The sequence below is a fragment of the Microcoleus sp. AT8-B5 genome, from assembly GCF_036705565.1.
Taxonomy (GTDB): domain Bacteria; phylum Cyanobacteriota; class Cyanobacteriia; order Cyanobacteriales; family Microcoleaceae; genus Microcoleus.
Map to the genome: position 1 here is coordinate 93472 of NZ_JAUBUY010000006.1, position 16314 is coordinate 109785.

At 45.7% G+C, this 16314-nt stretch carries 16 protein-coding genes and 1 pseudogene; 6 read left to right on the top strand and 11 right to left on the bottom strand.

Annotation, left to right across the window (positions count from 1 at the left end; all coding sequences use genetic code 11):
* Nucleotides 1–255: 255 nt before the first annotated feature.
* From QUB39_RS06505 to patD, 10 genes and pseudogenes are all read right to left on the bottom strand, one after another.
* On the bottom strand, nucleotides 256–669 hold the full coding sequence (locus QUB39_RS06505) for a nuclear transport factor 2 family protein (RefSeq protein WP_332978470.1): 414 nt from the start codon (nucleotides 667–669) through the stop codon (nucleotides 256–258).
* 188 nt (nucleotides 670–857) lie between these two features.
* Nucleotides 858–983, bottom strand: a pseudogene (locus QUB39_RS06510) (Uma2 family endonuclease); the annotation flags it as partial.
* Nucleotides 984–1057: 74 nt separating this feature from the next.
* A complete protein-coding gene (locus QUB39_RS06515) occupies nucleotides 1058–2053 on the bottom strand; it encodes an AEC family transporter (protein ID WP_333052562.1) in 996 nt (331 codons plus the stop codon).
* A 374-nt stretch (nucleotides 2054–2427) separates the two neighbouring features.
* Nucleotides 2428–2634, bottom strand: a complete 207-nt coding sequence (locus QUB39_RS06520; protein WP_333038077.1) for a glycogen debranching protein — start codon at nucleotides 2632–2634, stop codon at nucleotides 2428–2430.
* Between the two features lie 71 nt (nucleotides 2635–2705).
* A complete protein-coding gene (locus tag QUB39_RS06525) occupies nucleotides 2706–2960 on the bottom strand; it encodes a hypothetical protein (protein WP_333464533.1) in 255 nt (84 codons plus the stop codon).
* A 23-nt stretch (nucleotides 2961–2983) separates the two neighbouring features.
* Entirely contained in the window at nucleotides 2984–3469 is a 486-nt protein-coding gene (locus QUB39_RS06530; protein WP_333052556.1) for a GNAT family N-acetyltransferase, read from the bottom strand.
* Nucleotides 3470–3645: 176 nt separating this feature from the next.
* Nucleotides 3646–4719: an RNA polymerase sigma factor, RpoD/SigA family gene (locus QUB39_RS06535; RefSeq protein WP_333052553.1), complete on the bottom strand. Its 1074-nt coding sequence runs from the start codon at nucleotides 4717–4719 to the stop codon at nucleotides 3646–3648.
* A gap of 103 nt (nucleotides 4720–4822) precedes the next feature.
* The gene (locus QUB39_RS06540; RefSeq protein ID WP_333052550.1) at nucleotides 4823–6496 is read right to left on the bottom strand and encodes an ABC transporter ATP-binding protein; all 1674 of its coding nucleotides are present in this window, start codon (nucleotides 6494–6496) and stop codon (nucleotides 4823–4825) included.
* A 356-nt stretch (nucleotides 6497–6852) separates the two neighbouring features.
* On the bottom strand, nucleotides 6853–7437 hold the full coding sequence (locus tag QUB39_RS06545) for a zf-TFIIB domain-containing protein (RefSeq protein ID WP_333052547.1): 585 nt from the start codon (nucleotides 7435–7437) through the stop codon (nucleotides 6853–6855).
* A gap of 57 nt (nucleotides 7438–7494) precedes the next feature.
* Nucleotides 7495–7881, bottom strand: a complete 387-nt coding sequence (patD, locus tag QUB39_RS06550; RefSeq protein WP_333052545.1) for a heterocyst frequency control protein PatD — start codon at nucleotides 7879–7881, stop codon at nucleotides 7495–7497.
* A 113-nt stretch (nucleotides 7882–7994) separates the two neighbouring features.
* On the opposite strand from patD, the gene QUB39_RS06555 reads away from it, so the two are divergent.
* The 4 genes from QUB39_RS06555 to QUB39_RS06570 all read left to right on the top strand — a co-directional run bounded on the left by QUB39_RS06555 (nucleotide 7995) and on the right by QUB39_RS06570 (nucleotide 13058).
* Nucleotides 7995–8255 carry a hypothetical protein gene (locus QUB39_RS06555; RefSeq protein ID WP_333052543.1) on the top strand — a complete coding sequence of 87 codons (261 nt, stop codon included), beginning with the start codon at nucleotides 7995–7997 and terminating at the stop codon, nucleotides 8253–8255.
* Between the two features lie 88 nt (nucleotides 8256–8343).
* Nucleotides 8344–10617, top strand: coding sequence for a bifunctional (p)ppGpp synthetase/guanosine-3',5'-bis(diphosphate) 3'-pyrophosphohydrolase (locus QUB39_RS06560; protein WP_333052541.1), 2274 nt, complete (start codon nucleotides 8344–8346; stop codon nucleotides 10615–10617).
* A gap of 246 nt (nucleotides 10618–10863) precedes the next feature.
* Nucleotides 10864–12057, top strand: coding sequence for an ATP-binding protein (locus QUB39_RS06565; protein ID WP_333208409.1), 1194 nt, complete (start codon nucleotides 10864–10866; stop codon nucleotides 12055–12057).
* The gene (locus QUB39_RS06570) at nucleotides 12054–13058 is read left to right on the top strand and encodes an AAA family ATPase (protein ID WP_333208410.1); all 1005 of its coding nucleotides are present in this window, start codon (nucleotides 12054–12056) and stop codon (nucleotides 13056–13058) included. The genes QUB39_RS06565 and QUB39_RS06570 overlap by 4 nt, the downstream gene beginning before the upstream one ends.
* Before the next feature lie 61 nt (nucleotides 13059–13119).
* On the opposite strand, the gene QUB39_RS06575 is transcribed toward QUB39_RS06570, so the two are convergent.
* Nucleotides 13120–14040 carry a glycine betaine ABC transporter substrate-binding protein gene (locus QUB39_RS06575; protein ID WP_333052534.1) on the bottom strand — a complete coding sequence of 307 codons (921 nt, stop codon included), beginning with the start codon at nucleotides 14038–14040 and terminating at the stop codon, nucleotides 13120–13122.
* Nucleotides 14041–14203: 163 nt separating this feature from the next.
* On the opposite strand from QUB39_RS06575, the gene QUB39_RS06580 reads away from it, so the two are divergent.
* Together QUB39_RS06580 and QUB39_RS06585 are read left to right on the top strand one after the other, a co-directional pair.
* Nucleotides 14204–15571: an aldehyde dehydrogenase gene (locus QUB39_RS06580; protein ID WP_333052532.1), complete on the top strand. Its 1368-nt coding sequence runs from the start codon at nucleotides 14204–14206 to the stop codon at nucleotides 15569–15571.
* Nucleotides 15572–15947: 376 nt separating this feature from the next.
* Nucleotides 15948–16298 carry a 4a-hydroxytetrahydrobiopterin dehydratase gene (locus QUB39_RS06585; RefSeq protein WP_333485036.1) on the top strand — a complete coding sequence of 117 codons (351 nt, stop codon included), beginning with the start codon at nucleotides 15948–15950 and terminating at the stop codon, nucleotides 16296–16298.
* The last annotated feature ends 16 nt before the right edge of the window (nucleotides 16299–16314 follow it).

Genomic DNA, 16314 nt, shown 5'->3' on the forward strand with positions numbered 1-16314 from the left:
GTCAATTAACCATGATTCCTGTAGGGGCGGGTTCGCCAATATATTAAATAGAAACGGGAAAATCTGTAAACCCGCCCCGGCTTTTAATCGCGGTCAATCGATTGGACATGATATAAATTGTCTGTCAAAAAAAATTACAGTCTTGTGGGGTGTCCCGCCCGCCCTGAATATATAATTTAAATGCGCGACAGCTTACCAACCTGCATATTTTCCTAATAAACCCGGTTTATGCGTCTAACAACTCACAGATAAATCTTATCGAAACTTCCGTTCAGACTCTTGAATCGGAACATCATTAATGCTAGCTTCACGTCTTCGCATTAACCCATTTTCGGCAAATTCCCACTGTTCATTACCATAGGCCCGATACCAGTAGCCAGAATCATCGTGCCACTCATACTCAAATCGAACAGAAATCCGATTGTCTGTAAAACTCCACAGTTCTTTCTTTAAACGGTAATCTAATTCCTTTGCCCATTTTCGTCTTAAAAAAGCCTTGATTTGTTCCCGTCCGCTGAAGAATTCGGCACGGTTTCGCCACTGAGAATCTTCCGTATAAGCTAAGGCTACTCGTTCGGGATCGCGGGTATTCCAGGCATCTTCAGCAGCTTGAACTTTGGCTTTAGCCGTTTCCAACGTAAAGGGCGGTAGAGGTGGTTTAGTTTCCATCAGCTTTGTTTTTTGTGATTGTAAAATATCTGGTGCGGGATGCTCGCGCTACAGAGAGAGTTTGGGGAATTTGATATCAATCCTCAGCATGGGGATCTATTTCCATTGCTCACAGTCGCTAACTACAGCCAACGGAGTACAATCGCGCTCTTGCTTTCCATTACGGCTAGCAAATCCCAAAACATCCAATCTGCCAGAATGATGCTCTGGGGATGCTCGTGAAAATTTTTCACAAATGTACCGTCTTCGTCTGGCAATTGCGTGTGGTCGGGGAATGCAGGAGGCAGACCTGTAGCAGTTATTGTCTCATTCATAGCCTTTTCCGTGCAGTTATGTTTGATTGTACTGCGAAATTTTAGCTCCAGCCGATTGTAGACTCCAGCTAATATTAACTAAACCCAGCTAACCACAGCGGAAGCATCAACAGCAACCCGACAGAAGTGATGGCGATGCTGCTAGCTAACAAATCGCGATCGAGCTCGTAGACTTCTGCTAAAATCAACACGGAAAGAGCTGTGGGCGTTCCCGACATCAACACCAACACGAACCTCGGATCGCCGCTCAATCCGAAATAACTAGCACCCAATCCGATTAGCACCGGCACAATTACCACTTTTAACAGCGACGGGATTAAGGCCAGTTCAAAACTTTCCCATTTCTTAATAGACCTCAGCCGGATGCCAACCAGCAGCAAAGCACTGGCAATTACCACCCAAACAGCAGTCTGCAATCCCGATTCCACTATTTCGGGCAGGGGGATGTTTCTAGTATAAAAACCAATTAAAAATGCCCACAGGGCGGGAACTGTCAGCACGTCCCGGATCTGAGTCCACCAGTGATTTTTTTGCTCGGAGTTCCCAAAATAGCTAGCAATAAATACACCGAAACAATAAGTGCCAATAACGTTGTTAGTGACGCTGTACAAGACAGCCCAGTTGTTGTTATCGGTGCTGATGATAGACGGGGTGATTGCTAATCCAACAAAGCCCGTATTCCCTAACATCGCAGCTAGGATAAAACTTCCTTCGCTCGATCGCTTCAGGGAATTAAAATTTACTAAAAATAAATTTACTAGAGAATTTTTGCCCTGAAAATAGGGCTTTTGGATGTGGGCCGCACTCAGCCTACGCAATAATACCCAAGTCAGCCAAGCAAAACTCGTACTCAGAAATAACACGAATATGGCGATCGCCGGCGTGAATCCCACAGCACCCGAAAATTCGCTGTGACGGGCTAAAACTAGAATTTGCAGCGGTATCCCAATCCAGAAAAGAAAGTAGCTCAGCAGCTTGGGAAAATTAACTGGGATGTACCGAAACAGCAGCAGTCCCAAGCCCGTCCAGATAACTAGAGGCGTATAAGCGTGAAATAAGGTTTCAATCATAAAAATTTAACTAGACAATTGGAAATGCCTCTATCTATTAATAGTAATGCTAAAATCAGTTTAAAAAATGCAAATTGTCGTTAGCGGAGCCCTCGAAAAGGATCGCACTGGCACGCTTTTTCGTCCTAGCGTGTTCGCAGCAGTGCCAGCCCGAAAATTTCCGCCCAAATTCCCGCAGCTTCCAGGGCACAATCCTCAGATTCTCCGCGCCAAATGATGGCAGGTTTTTGCCTTCAGATTCACAAAACTTCTGTTATTTTGACCAATGTGCGATCGAGCTATCTTGCCTTGGACGAACAGATTGCCCACGTTTTCCTGCCGTTTCAAGCGAACGGAAACAGGGCGAGACTAAAGCTGCTGATGACTTGCACTCATTAATTCAATTTCAAAGCATTAACAGGCACCTCATCCCAAGAACTAACAGTCCGCAAGGTAGCAACCCAGCCCTGCTGTTTTTGCTCGGCCGTCAAATTCTTCTCAAAAGATTCGTGGCAATCCTTCGCTTGAGTCTCATCGCAACAAGCAATACAAGAATAAAGAATGCCCGACGGATCGATTTGCTCGTTTACCCAAATAATCACGATTTACTCTCCCAATTAACTTAACTCTTATCTAAATTTTCCTATATTTTTGTCAATTAATTAGGTCGGTATTAATTAACCCCAGTGCGGCATTTTAGGTTAACAGGCAAGATGCCTGTTCCACATACAGGCAAGATGCCTGTTCCACATACTGTTCCACATACAGGCAAGATGCCTGTTCCACACACAGGCAAGATGCCTGTTCCACATACTGTGCCACACACAGGCAAGATGCCTGTGCCACACACAGGCAAGATGCCTGTGCCACACACAGGCAAGATGCCTGTGCCACACACAGGCAAGATGCCTGTTTCACACACAGGCAAGATGCCTGTTCCACACGCCTGAATTACTTCGATGCCAAATTTGCCAAAGACTCGCCCGCAACCCGGCAAATCCGCCAGTCGGGCATCACATCAGCACCGATACCCTTGTAAAATCCGATCGCCAATTCATTCCAATCCAAAACGCTCCATTCCAAACGCCCGCAGCCCCTTTCCACCGTCAACTGCGCTAAATAAACTATCAAAGACTTGCCAATCCCCCGCCCTCGAAACTCAGGCACCACAAACAAATCTTCCAAATAAATTCCCGGCTGAGTTAAAAAAGTAGAATAATTGTAAAAAAACAGCGCCCAGCCCACAACTTGACCTTCGCACTCGGCTAAAACCGCTTCAGCAAAAGGTCTATCGCCAAACAAATGACGCTCCAAATCAACGGCATTGCCAGTAACGGCATGAGATAATTTTTCGTACTCAGCTAAAGCTTTAATCAAATCAAACAGCACCGGCACGTCGGCGCGGGTAGCGGGGCGCAAAATTACCTCAGAAGACATAAATAAGTAAGTAGTACGCGACAATCAACAATTAAAAATACCACATCCAGAAATTTTTAATTGGTAATTTTTAATTAAGCTTTTCCACATTAAACCAGCATATTTACGGTGGCCTCGGAGTGCCACCCCACAATAATTTTAAGATTTTTCAAAATGCCAACTCAAGGTTTTTTAGTTTATTTCAACCAGCCCTTCAATCGTTCCGTCACTTGAGGGCGGCGCAGCTTTCGCATTGCCTTATTTTGAATTTGACGGACTCGTTCGCGGGACAAATTGAACAAACTGCTGACCTCTTCTAAAGTGTAAGGTTCGCCGGTCAGCAAACCGTAACGCATAGCAACAATCTCTTTTTCCCGCTCAGTCAAAATACTGTCCAACACCTCCAAAATATCTTGGCGCATCATCATCTCATTCATCTGAGCTTCGGGAGATTGCGTCGCGTTATCTTCGAGAACATCCAAAAGTTCCGAACTTTCTTCTGAGCCGATGCGGTGGTTGAGAGACAAAGATTGCCGACGTACTTGCTGGAGGTAGCGAAGCTGTTCGCAACTAACTTGCATTTCTCTAGCAAGTTCAGTTTCACTTGGATTTCGTTGAAGAGAACGCTTCAAATCTCGATAAACTTTTTTGAGTTTATTTAACTGTTCGACAATGTGAACAGGCAAGCGAATCGTCCGCCCTTGATTGGCAATTGTCCGGGTAATTCCTTGGCGAATCCACCAATAGGCATAGGTAGAAAACTTGTAACCCTTCTCTGGATCGAACTTTTCGGCTGCTCGATTTAAACCCAAAGCTCCTTCCTGAATTAAATCGAGAAAAGGCACGCCCCGATTAAGATAGCGTTTGGCAATCGAAACCACCAAGCGCAAATTCGAGCTGATCATTTTCCGTTTCGCCGACTGACACTGGTGGCGAAGCTGTTGCATTTGAGTTTCGCTTATCCCCAAAGCCGCTGCGATTTCAGCTTTTGTCGGCACTCTGTCCAATTCCTGCTGCAAACGCTGTTCTAGTTCATCCAGGGCTACCAATTCTTGAACGCGGCGCGCCAACTCTACTTCTTCGGCTGCTGTCAGTAGAGGATACCGAGCCATTTCCTTGAACAAAGCTCCCACTGGATCGTCGGCAGACCAGTTGTTGTATGCTGACGATCGAGTTACCGTCGGACGATCGATCTCGGTGTCTTCATCTTCTGCGATCGCGAATGAGGCTTCGGGTGCCACCGCAAAACTGCCTAGGTCAGATTCTGCCATATCGTGCTTGGTGTCGGTGGAAGGATTTGAAAAGTATCCCTTAACTTTAACCAATTTAACCCGAAATTTCCGAAATCCCAAATCCCAAATCCCAAATCCCAAATCAATTAGTTCGGGCTAGTAAAGGAGCAGCCTGCAACAACTGCTGAGTGTAAGGGTGCTGCGGATTAGTAAAAATATCCCTAGTCTTACCGATTTCAACAATTTTTCCAGCATTCATTACCGCAATACGATCGCAAAAAAATCTCGCCACCCACAAATCGTGCGTAATAAACAGATAAGTCAAATTAAATTCCTGCTTCAACTCCAACATCAGCTCTAAAACTTGAGTCTGCACGCTGGCATCCAGCATACTCACAGGTTCGTCGCAAATTATCAGTTGCGGCCGAGTAATCAAAGCACGGGCTATAGAAACTCGCTGCTGTTGTCCTCCTGACAATTCCCCCGGATAGCGGCGAAAGAAATCCTCCCCTGGACTTAAACCCACCCGCTCTAACATTTGGATTACTTGTTTTTTAGCTTCGCTGCCATTAGCTAATTTGTGAATAAACAAAGGATCAGCAATACTTTGCCCGACAGTCATCATCGGATTCAGGCAAGCGTGGGGATCTTGAAAAATCATTTGCATTTCGCGGCGGTGCTTCCTCACAGCATCGCGGTTCAGGGCAGTTATATCTATTCCTTGAAATTCCACTTTGCCGCCAGTCGCGGTAATTAGCTGCAAAATCGTGCGTGACAAGGTACTTTTGCCGCAGCCGGACTCCCCCACCAGCCCTAGGATTTCTCCCCGTTGTAGCTCTAAACTAACGCCGTCTACGGCTTTAATTACCTGCCGATTCCTGGAAAACAACTGATCTAATAAATTGCTTTCTAAACTGTAGTGTTGCTGCAAATTGGTTACGGTCAAAAGAGGCGAATTTGTTAAGTTTGCAGTAACGGCTTCAGTCCTGATTTCCTCGAATGCTAACCCTTTGTCAGAATCGGCTTGAATGTGCAAAGCTGCTTTGAGGAGCGATCGAGTATATTCGTGCTGCGGTTTTTCAAAAACGTTTAGCACCGGCCCTGTTTCTACAACTTTACCGCCGTACATCACCGCAATGCGATCGCAATACTCAGCCACCATCGCCAAATCGTGAGAAATCAACAAAATAGCCGTTCCCCGTTCCTCACAAAGTCTGGTTAATTCCTGCAAAATCTGAGCAGCTACAGTTACGTCCAAACTTGTAGTCGGTTCGTCCGCCACAATTAATTTGGGATCGAGCAAAAGAGCCAAAGCAATTGCTACTCTTTGCCGCATTCCGCCGCTAAATTCGTGGGGAAATTGCGACCAGCGAGACGCGGGAATTTTCACAGCTTCCAGAGTTTCGATTGCCCGTTTCTTAGCTTGCTTGCGATCCAAATTCGGTCGGTGAGCTTGCAAAGTCTCGATGCAATGTTCTCCTACAGTCATCAAAGGATCGAGACGAGTCATCGGATCTTGAAAAATCAATGCTACAGCTTCGCCCCGAAATTGTCTCAGCCGCGAAGCATTCATATCAAACACCGACTCTCCAGCAAAACTAACTCGCCCCTCAATCAGCGTTGAATCCGGCAGCAACCGCATCGCCGCCCTTCCCAAAGTTGACTTACCGCACCCAGACTCCCCAACTAATCCGAGCTTTTCCCCCGGTTTCAGCGTCAGGGAAACCCCGTCCACGGCCCAACCGGATTGGCCCCGCCGCTGGGGATAAGCTACTCGCAGATTGTCAACGGAAAATAGAGAAGAGTCATTAGTCATTAGTCATTAGTCCTTAGTCAATCGATTTTAGATTTTAGATTTTGGATTTTAGATTAAAGAATTAAAGCATTAACTTGCGCGAGATAAATTCGGGGGCTTGTATCCTGGATCCTTTCGGTCAGTAGTCAGCGGTCAGTTGTTATTTGTTATTTGTTATTTAATGGTCAATATCCTGGCTGTTAGTTGTTACTTCTTAGTGTTTCAGAGTTATTAGTTATGGGCAAGAGACGGCTCTGCTGTTTGTAAATACAAATAAAAATAGCTACAAACAAAGCTTTTATTAGTACATCATTCACCGAGCAACTGATAACTGACAACTGACAACTGACAACTGACAACTGACAACTGACAACTGACTAAATTTCCCTTCGCTTCAACTCAGCTCTCCGCAGTATGTAAGTAGCGGCACAATCTGCGTGAGGATGGTCTGCTAAAACTTCCGCGAGTTCCAACACATATCCGGCGATATCCGGCCCCAACTTCTCAGTCAGCACTTGACGTTCCCGAGAGGCGAGTTCTTGCACGCGGGCCTTAGCTTGCCAATTCGGAGAAAACATCTTGTCAATCTCGGTGTGGAATCCCAGACTTTCGAGAATGTCCCACTCGCCGTTATCGCACCAAATGCCCCCGCACAACATACAGCGCTCTATGTAAAAGGGCACTCTGCTGAAAGGAACTTTCGCCCGCGACAGATAGTGACCGTCTTCGGGACACAGCGCTGCTTTGCTGTCGTAGGGAGACGGCGTGAATTCTATGCCGAGAGTCGCTGTCGCATCAGGCTTCTCGGATTTGTTGTACCACTGGCTTTGCTCTTTTTGCCAAGCTTCGTATTCTCTGCCTGGAATCCAGATACCGTAACAGTTGGGACACCACTGCACCGACATACGGCCGGCTAAGGTACCGCCTTCTAAATTGGGATGTTTACATTTTGGACATTCCACCGCTTTATTTCTCCTTGCCTTATTAATTCCCTGTTAATTCAATTATTAATTCTGTATCTAGGCGGGCCCTGAAGAACCAGAATTTTTTTGCAGCAGCGCGCCACAGTAGCCAATTAGCGTGTTAAGCCGCGCGATCGCCCCAGTTTGCCTCGCCTTTGCTGTCGCTGGCTGGCGCGACGCTTGCAAAAAGGTGACATCTGTCCCCAATAACCGCAGTTGCTTGTGAATTTCCGTCAAATAGGACTGCTCTGGGGGTGTTTCTGAGGCGTCTAACTCATCGCTTTCGGCTCTCATAATTTGGTTTCCGAAAAATTGTTGCACTTTTGTGTATTCGATCGCCAGCGCGGCCCGATCCAGATTCTCCTGTGCAGCAGTTCTTTGTAGTTCTTCTAGCGCTTGCTGTAATTCTTGGTAGCACTGGCGGCGGTCTTCGGACAATATCATGATTTTGTAAACAAATTTGTATTTATAATCAAAGTAGATACTTACTTAAGTTTGCTCATAGGGAGGGAAGCTGTGCGTTTTTGGAGCTATTCCCTGTTTTGTGAGAACTTTTTTTGATTTGCTGCCCTGACTCTACCCTTCTGGCTGCTGCTTTTAGTTTAGCGTTGCCGGTAAATGCCGATCGCCCGCAACCTCAACGGCTACCGCCAAAATATGCTTATTTTACCCGATTTTCCCCGATCGACAGACTGCTGCGGCAGCAGTGGTGTCACTATCTTTTCCTACCTGCGAGGGGGGGCGACTCGGAATTAGATAGGTATAGTTTGAGAAAAATCGACTATTTTTTTGAATTGCAAATTGTGGCATTCAATTAGTTTAGTATAGCTAAACACATAATTTCGGCAATTCAACCGAAAACCGGCTTTTAACCATTTGTATTTCTAAGTTTTAAAGGTGTACCCCATGAACGCGAACACTCTGACTCCCTCTCCTTCGATCGATCCTGCTGTAGTTCCCGATTGGCTGCAAGAATGCCTGAATGCTCGATCGGAGCCTGATGGGGGCCCTAACCCGAATTGTTCGACGGACGACAGCTTAATTTGTCGGGCCTTTGAATTTGCCCGCGACTTGCACGAAGGACAATACCGCAAATCAGGAGAACCTTACATTTGCCATCCGGTAGCTGTCGCTGGAATACTCCGGTATATGGGCGGCAACAACGTCATGATTGCCGCCGGCTTCCTCCACGACATTGTTGAAGATACAGATATTACTCTCGAAGAAATAGAACAGCGGTTCGGCGCCGAAGTGCGACAGTTGGTTGAAGGTGTCACCAAGCTTTCTAAGTTTAATTTTTCCAGCAAAACAGAGCGCCTTGCGGAAAATTTCCGCCGAATGTTCCTAGCAATGGCTAAAGATATTCGCGTCATTGTCGTCAAACTGGCAGACAGGCTGCACAACATGAGAACTTTGGAGCATTTGTCCGAAGAAAAGCAGCGCAGTATTGCCCTAGAAACCCGAGATATTTTTGCTCCCCTAGCGAACCGTTTGGGTATTGGCCGCTTTAAGTGGGAATTGGAAGATTTAGCCTTTAAATACCTGGAACCTGAAGCTTACCGCGAAATTCAGGAATTGGTGGCGGTGAAGCGGGCCGATCGAGAAACTCAACTCGCAGAAGTCACAGATAGTTTGCGAGAAAGGCTTGACAATTTAGGCATTAAATGCTATGAAGTTAGCGGTCGTCCCAAACATTTGTACGGAATTTATGGGAAGATGCAGCGCCGCCAAAAAGGCTTTAACCAAGTGTACGATATTGCAGCGGTGCGGATCATAGTAGAAACCAATGATGACTGTTATCGGGCTTTGGCGATCGTCCACGATTCTTTCCGCCCGATTCCCGGCCGCTTTAAAGATTATATCGGTTTACCAAAAGCCAACCGCTACCAATCTTTGCACACCGGAGTAATCGGAACCAGCGGCCGCCCCATCGAAGTGCAAATCCGCACCGTAGCCATGCACCACATTGCAGAATACGGCATTGCCGCGCACTGGAAATACAAAGAAACCGGCGGTTCTAACACAAAAGTCACCGGCGATGACGAAAAATTTACTTGGCTGCGACAACTCCTTGAATGGCAAAGCGACCTCAAAGACGATCGCGAATATTTACAAAGCATTAAGGACAACTTATTCGACGAAGATATTTACGTTTTTACTCCTAACGGAGACGTAATTGCTCTCAATAGCGGATCAACTCCCGTAGATTTTGCTTACCGCATTCACACAGAAATTGGCAATCACTGCACCGGTGCCAGAGTCAACGGGCGAATGGTGACACTAGACAAGGTTTTAAAGAACGGCGATATTGTAGAAATCTTGACCCAAAAAAATGGTCATCCGAGTTCCGATTGGCTGAATTTTGTCAAGACAAACGGAGCAAAAAACCGAATTCGCCAGTGGTTGAAGCGATCGCACCGAGATGAAAATCTCGCTCGCGGCCGAGAATTGCTGGAAAAAGAATTAGGTAAAAACGGCTTAGAATCTTTGCTAAAATCTGAACCCATGCAATCGGTGGCTCAGCGCTGCAACTACCACAGCGTCGAAGATTTAATCGCCGGTTTAGGCTACGGCGAAGTCACCCTAAATCTCGTAGTAAATCGACTGCGAGATTTAGTAAAAGTGCAGCAAAAAATTGAAGCTGCTCCCGCAGCAACCCACGAATTGCCCCAGCTAATACCTGCATCGACGACACCGAAACCATTACCGAGTTCGTCTCCGAGCAAATCGCCCATCGCAGGTGTAGAGGGATTGCTCTACCATTTAGCCGGCTGTTGCTGTCCGATTCCTGGGGAATCAATTATTGGAGTTGTGACTCGCACTCGCGGAATTTCGATTCACCGACAACGATGTTCAAATGTTGAGAGCGTACCTGGGGATCGCTTGGTTCCTGTGAGTTGGAATTCCAGCAACCGCAATGAATCTCGACCCAACACTTATCCGGTTAACATTCAAATTGAAGCCCTCGATCGAGTGGGAGTTCTCAATGATGTTTTATCGCATTTGAAGGACAACCAAGTAAACGTCCGCAGCGCTCAAGTCAAAACATATCCCGGATTGCCGGCCTTAATTGATTTGTGCATGGATATCCAGGATAAACAACAGTTCGAGCGGACTTGTATGCAAATTAAAAAGATGAGCGATATTTTGAATTTGCGGAGGCTGAGTGAAGGGACTTAGAAATTTAATTTAGCGGCTGATGCGGGAAATTGGTAAGTAGTAATTGAAAATAAACTTTTCTATTTAAACTCTTAACAATTCCCAAACTATAGCAATCCTTGCAGGAGTCGTAAATTTTTTACCCCACCCCAACCCTCCCCTTATCAAGGGGAGGGAGTAAGAAATTCACAAATGATTTAGGATTGCTATAGCCGCAGTCGGCTGTTAGCAAGCAGTAAGAATAATTTACGACAAATAAGTTAAAGCATGGATGACAGTCAGTTAGAAAATCTCCTCAAAGACATTGAATCCGATCGAGTAGAGCGCAAGGCCTCAACATCCGATAGGGGTAAACTCCGTCAGGCTATATGCGCTTTTGCCAACGACTTGCCAAACCACCAACAGCCAGGGGTACTATTTATAGGTGTTAATGATGATGGAAGCTGTGCCAATTTGAGCATCACCGATCAACTGTTACTAACCCTCTCGGATATGCGTTCAGATGGAAATATACTGCCTTTTCCCGCGATAACCGTGCAAAAGCGAACGCTTGCGGGATGCGAGTTAGCAGCAGTCATTGTAGAACCATCAGATGCACCCCCTGTCCGCTATGAGGGGCGAATCTGGGTACGGGTGGGCCCCCGCCGCGCTACTGCCACAGCCGAAGAAGAGCGCCGTCTCTCAGAAAAACGGCGTTCCAGAGATTTACCTTTTGATATTCAATCTTTGCCTTCCGGGACACTAGATGACTTAAATTTAACTTTATTTCAACAGGAATATCTACCTTCAGCATTGCCTAGTGACATATTAGAAGAAAATCAAAGAACCGTCGAACACCAATTAGCATCAGTAAGATTTATTACCAGTTTACCGTCAATTCAGCCAACAAATTTAGGTATATTGGTAGTAGGAAAAGACCCAAGGCAATTGATACCGGGTGCTTACATTCAATTTTTGCGAATTGAGGGAACTGAGCTAACCGACCCAATTAAAGACCAGAAAGAAATTGCCGGGCCACTTTCTATGATGCTGAGAGTGTTAGATGAAATACTGCAATCTCATATCTCAATAGCTTCTGATATTACCGCTCAGTCAGTGGAAATCCAGCAGCCAGATTACCCGTTAGTAGCACTGCAACAGCTTGCTAGAAATGCGCTCTTGCACCGCACCTATGAAGGGACGTATGCACCAGTAAGAATTACCTGGTTTAGCGATCGCATTGAAATTCAAAACCCCGGAGGGCCCTTTGGACAAGTTAACAGACAAAATTTTGGTAGGCCTGGAATCACTGACTACCGCAATCCAAACTTAGCAGAAGCCTTAAAAAATCTTGGTTATGTACAAAGGTTTGGAATGGGTATCGCCATAGATCGCAATTCACTGCAAAAAAATGGCAGTCCACCACCGGAGTTTGTTGTCGAAGATGCTCATGTTTTAGTAATTATTAGGAGGCATCCGTGACAGTACCCATTATTGCTTTTTTCAATAATAAAAGTGGCGTCGGTAAAACTTCGCTAGTATATCATTTAGCCTGGATGTATCGCAATTTAGGAATGCGGGTGCTAGCAGCAGATTTAGACCCCCAAGCCAATCTGACTGCTGCTTTTCTAGAGGAAGAACGTTTAGAAGAATTGTGGGAAGGCAATAACCGACCTAACACAGTTTTTCGCTGCGTACAGCCTTTAGTTAGAGGAATTGGTGATATTGCTACTCCAGAAGTAGAGCACATTGAAGAAAGATTGGGACTCTTGGTAGGAGATTTATTGCTCTCTGGATTTGAAGATGACCTCTCAGCAGAATGGCCCGGCTGCACCGATCGCAAGGAGCGTTCTTTTCGGGTCATTTCTGCTTTTTGGCGACTCTTGCAAGAAGCAGCAACAGTTCATCAAGCTGATGTAGTTTTGACAGACATCGGCCCGAATTTAGGAGCGATTAACCGGGCCGCTTTGATTGCAGCTAACTATGTAGTAGTTCCTCTATCACCGGATTTATTCTCACTGCAAGGATTGAAAAATCTCGGCCCAACTCTCAGACGCTGGCGGCAAGAATGGCTAGAAAGATTAGAGAAAAATCCTGCCCCTGATTTAAAGCTTCCTCAAGGTCAAATGCAACCTGTTGGTTATATTGTCCTGCAACACTCGGTACGGCTAGACCGCCCAGTGAAAGCTTATCAGCGATGGATTGCACGGATTCCTAATATTTATCGGGAAGCTGTGCTCAATGAATCGGAAAATAGCACACTTTCCATCGCCGAAGATCCTCACTGTTTAGCTTTGCTAAAACACTATCAGAGTCTGATGCCGCTTGCCCAGGAAGCCCATAAACCTATGTTCCACCTCAAACCTGCGGATGGGGCAATTGGTTCTCACATCCAGGCCGTGCAAAGTGTTTACGGAGACTTTAAAAAGCTAGCTCATAAAATTGCTGAAACCGTAGAAATCCCAATACTTACCAATTTCTAATCCCAACTTTTAAGTAAGCTGCTACGCCTATAAAGTGAACTTTTAGGAGAGAAACTAACCATTACTTTGCGCTAGGTGCGGGCTTTGCAGCGCCCAGCTTTTGCTGCAAAAACTCCTGCGCCACTTGTCCCGCTTCCTGCTGTTCCCCGTCAACTTGATAGTTGAGTTTCCGCATATCTTCCTCAGAGATTTTGCCGCCCAATTCTGCGAGCACTGGACGCAATTCCGGGTATTGTTCCAAAATTTGCGATCGCACAACCGGAACTGCTTCGTAGGGCGGGAAATAGCCCTTGTCATCTTTGAGAACTACTAAACCTAAACTTTGAATCAAACCGTCCGTCGTATTACCAGCAATCACATCTACTTCTTTTTGTTGCAGCGCTTGATAAAGCAATCCTAACAGCAATTCCTTCGGTTGTTCTCGAAACTTAATTCCGTAAGTTTTCGCCAACCCGGGAAACCCATCTTCTCTCTCGTTAAATTCTGGGCCGAAACCAGCCCGGAGGTTAGGTGAAGCTTTCCCAAGTTGCGAGAGAGTTTGTAAATTGAGTTTTTTGGCATCGTCTCCCCGCACAATAATCGCAAAACTGTTATTAAATCCCAGCGGTTCCGTCCATTCTGCTTTAAACTGTTTGGGATATTCTTGTTTGAGGTAATCGAGGACTTTTTTGGGGTCAGAAATCGGTTTTTGTTTGAGCAGGTTGGCGTAAGCAGTCCCCGTGTATTCGACGTACAAGTCGATTTTACCTGCTGTTAGGGATTGATGGCAAAGCGAACCTCCCAGATTCAGTTCTCGTTCTACTTTGATATCTGTTTTAGCTTCGATATGGCGTGCTAAAATTTCGGCGAGGATGACTTGTTCGGTAAAGTCTTTCGAGCAGATGACAACTTGCTTTTCGGGCTTAGAGGTACATCCTGCTACTGCAAGCAAGCAAAGCAGCCAGCAGGAATAGAAAAAAAAATCGTTCTTAGATATTTTCATGACTTAACTCAAATTAAGCATCTACAATTAATACTTTATAAGTTATAGCATAAAGCCCCGATCGCAGACTTTTTCAAGAGGTCTGCGCTTTAACACCGATCGCACTTTACCCAAGTTCCGTTTTCCTGTTGTAACATTTATTTATAGACATGGAGGACAAAAAATGGTAATCAGCGTCAGCGATATTATCCAGCAGCAGCGGCAATTTTTTGCGACTGGGAAAACGAAAGATGTGGATTTTCGGCTTGAACAACTCAAAAAACTTAAAAGTGCGATCGAACTTAATCAATCACGAATAGTCGATGCCGTCAAGGCAGACCTCGGTCGGCCGGAATTCGAGGCTTATCTTGAAATCGCATCGATCGCCGAAGTTAATTATGCCATCAAAAACCTCAAATCGTGGGTAAAGCCGAGAAAAGTGGCTGCTTCGATAGATCAATTCCCAGCATCGGCCCGCATTTACCCTGAACCTTTGGGCGTTGTTTTAATCATCGGGCCTTGGAATTACCCATTTCAGCTAATGATATCACCTTTGGTCGGGGCGATCGCCGCCGGCAACTGTGCACTTCTCAAACCTTCGGAAATCGCCTCGCACACCTCCGAAGTTATCGCCGACCTGATATCCAAAACCTTCGATCCCGCCTATATAGCCGCCGTCGAAGGAGGAGTCGAAATCAGCCAACAATTGCTAGCCGAAAAATTTGACCACATCTTCTTTACAGGCGGCACTAAAATCGGTAGAATAGTCATGGAAGCTGCCGCTAAACACCTGACACCTGTCACATTAGAATTAGGTGGAAAAAGTCCTTGCATTGTAGACTCAGACATTCAGGTTGAATACACAGCAAAACGCATTGCGTGGGGCAAATTTCTCAATGCCGGACAAACTTGCATCGCTCCCGATTACCTATTAGTTGATAAAAAAGTTAAACCTGCTTTGATGACAGCAATTAAAACAGCCATTCACGAATTTTACGGCGACAATCCGCAAACAAGTCCCGACTATTCGCGGATTATCAACCAGCGGCAATTAGACCGTTTGAGTGCGTTTATCAAAGATGGAGAAATTGTCGTCGGTGGGGAAGTGAAACCGGAAGATAGATATATTGCACCGACGGTTTTAGATCGTGTTTCCTGGGATTCGCCGGTGATGCAGGATGAGATTTTCGGGCCGATTTTGCCAGTTTTGGAGTATGATGATTTCGGGGAGGCGATCGCCCAAATCAACGCCCGTCCCAAACCTTTAGCTTTGTATTTGTTCTCCAAAAATAAAGAGAAACAAGAGCGAGTTTTGCGGGAAACTTCTTCGGGGGGAGTTTGTCTCAACGACACGGTTATGCAAGTGGGAGTAAAAGATTTACCTTTTGGCGGAGTTGGTGAAAGCGGCATCGGTAGCTATCACGCAAAAGCAAGTTTTGATACCTTTTCGCATCAAAAAAGCGTGCTGCAAAAGTCATTTTTACTTGACTTAAAATGGCGGTACGCTCCCTATAAGGGTAAGTTGGATTTGATTAAGAAAATTATCGGTTGATCGATCGCACTTGAAGGGGCGGGTTCGCCAAGTTTTACAATATCACCGAGATAGCCAAATCAACCCGCCCATTCCTGATATTATCGGTCAACCGATTCCACAGTGAACGATAATTTCCAGAAATTTTAAAGGATTGCTCATCTGTTTTTTGAACGATTTCGATCGCAATGTCTGCCTTGCACCATTCTCAAAAACAGGCTTTCCGGCCTGTTCCACAAAGAGTGAATTTCTTGTGGGTTGGGCATCCTACCCGCCCATAAAAAGCTTATTAAAAATGGTGCAAGATGTCAATCCTAAAGGACAGTTGCCCTTCAAAATAATTCAGATTAGAAATGTCTATAATATCTTTTAGCATCTTCTCGCTAAACAGCAATTTATGGAACCTTTAGCAACAGAACCCTGTGCAGCCTGCAGCCCAAACTCTGCCCGCGTCACAGCTTACGAAATTGTCCAGCTAAAACCTCAAATTCCCGACTGGAATTTGATCGAAAAAAATGGCATTCCCCAAATAGAACGCACTTACGAATTCCCGGATTTCAAAAGTGCGATCGCCTTTACAAACAGCGTCGGCGAAGCAGCAGAAACTGAAGGACATCACCCCGCACTGTTAACCGAGTGGGGGAAAGTTACCGTTACTTGGTGGACTCACGAGATTTCTGGACTGCATCGCAATGACTTTATTATGGCAGCGAAAACCGATGCGATCGCCAATCAATTCCCCAAATAAAATCAGACTTATAGCC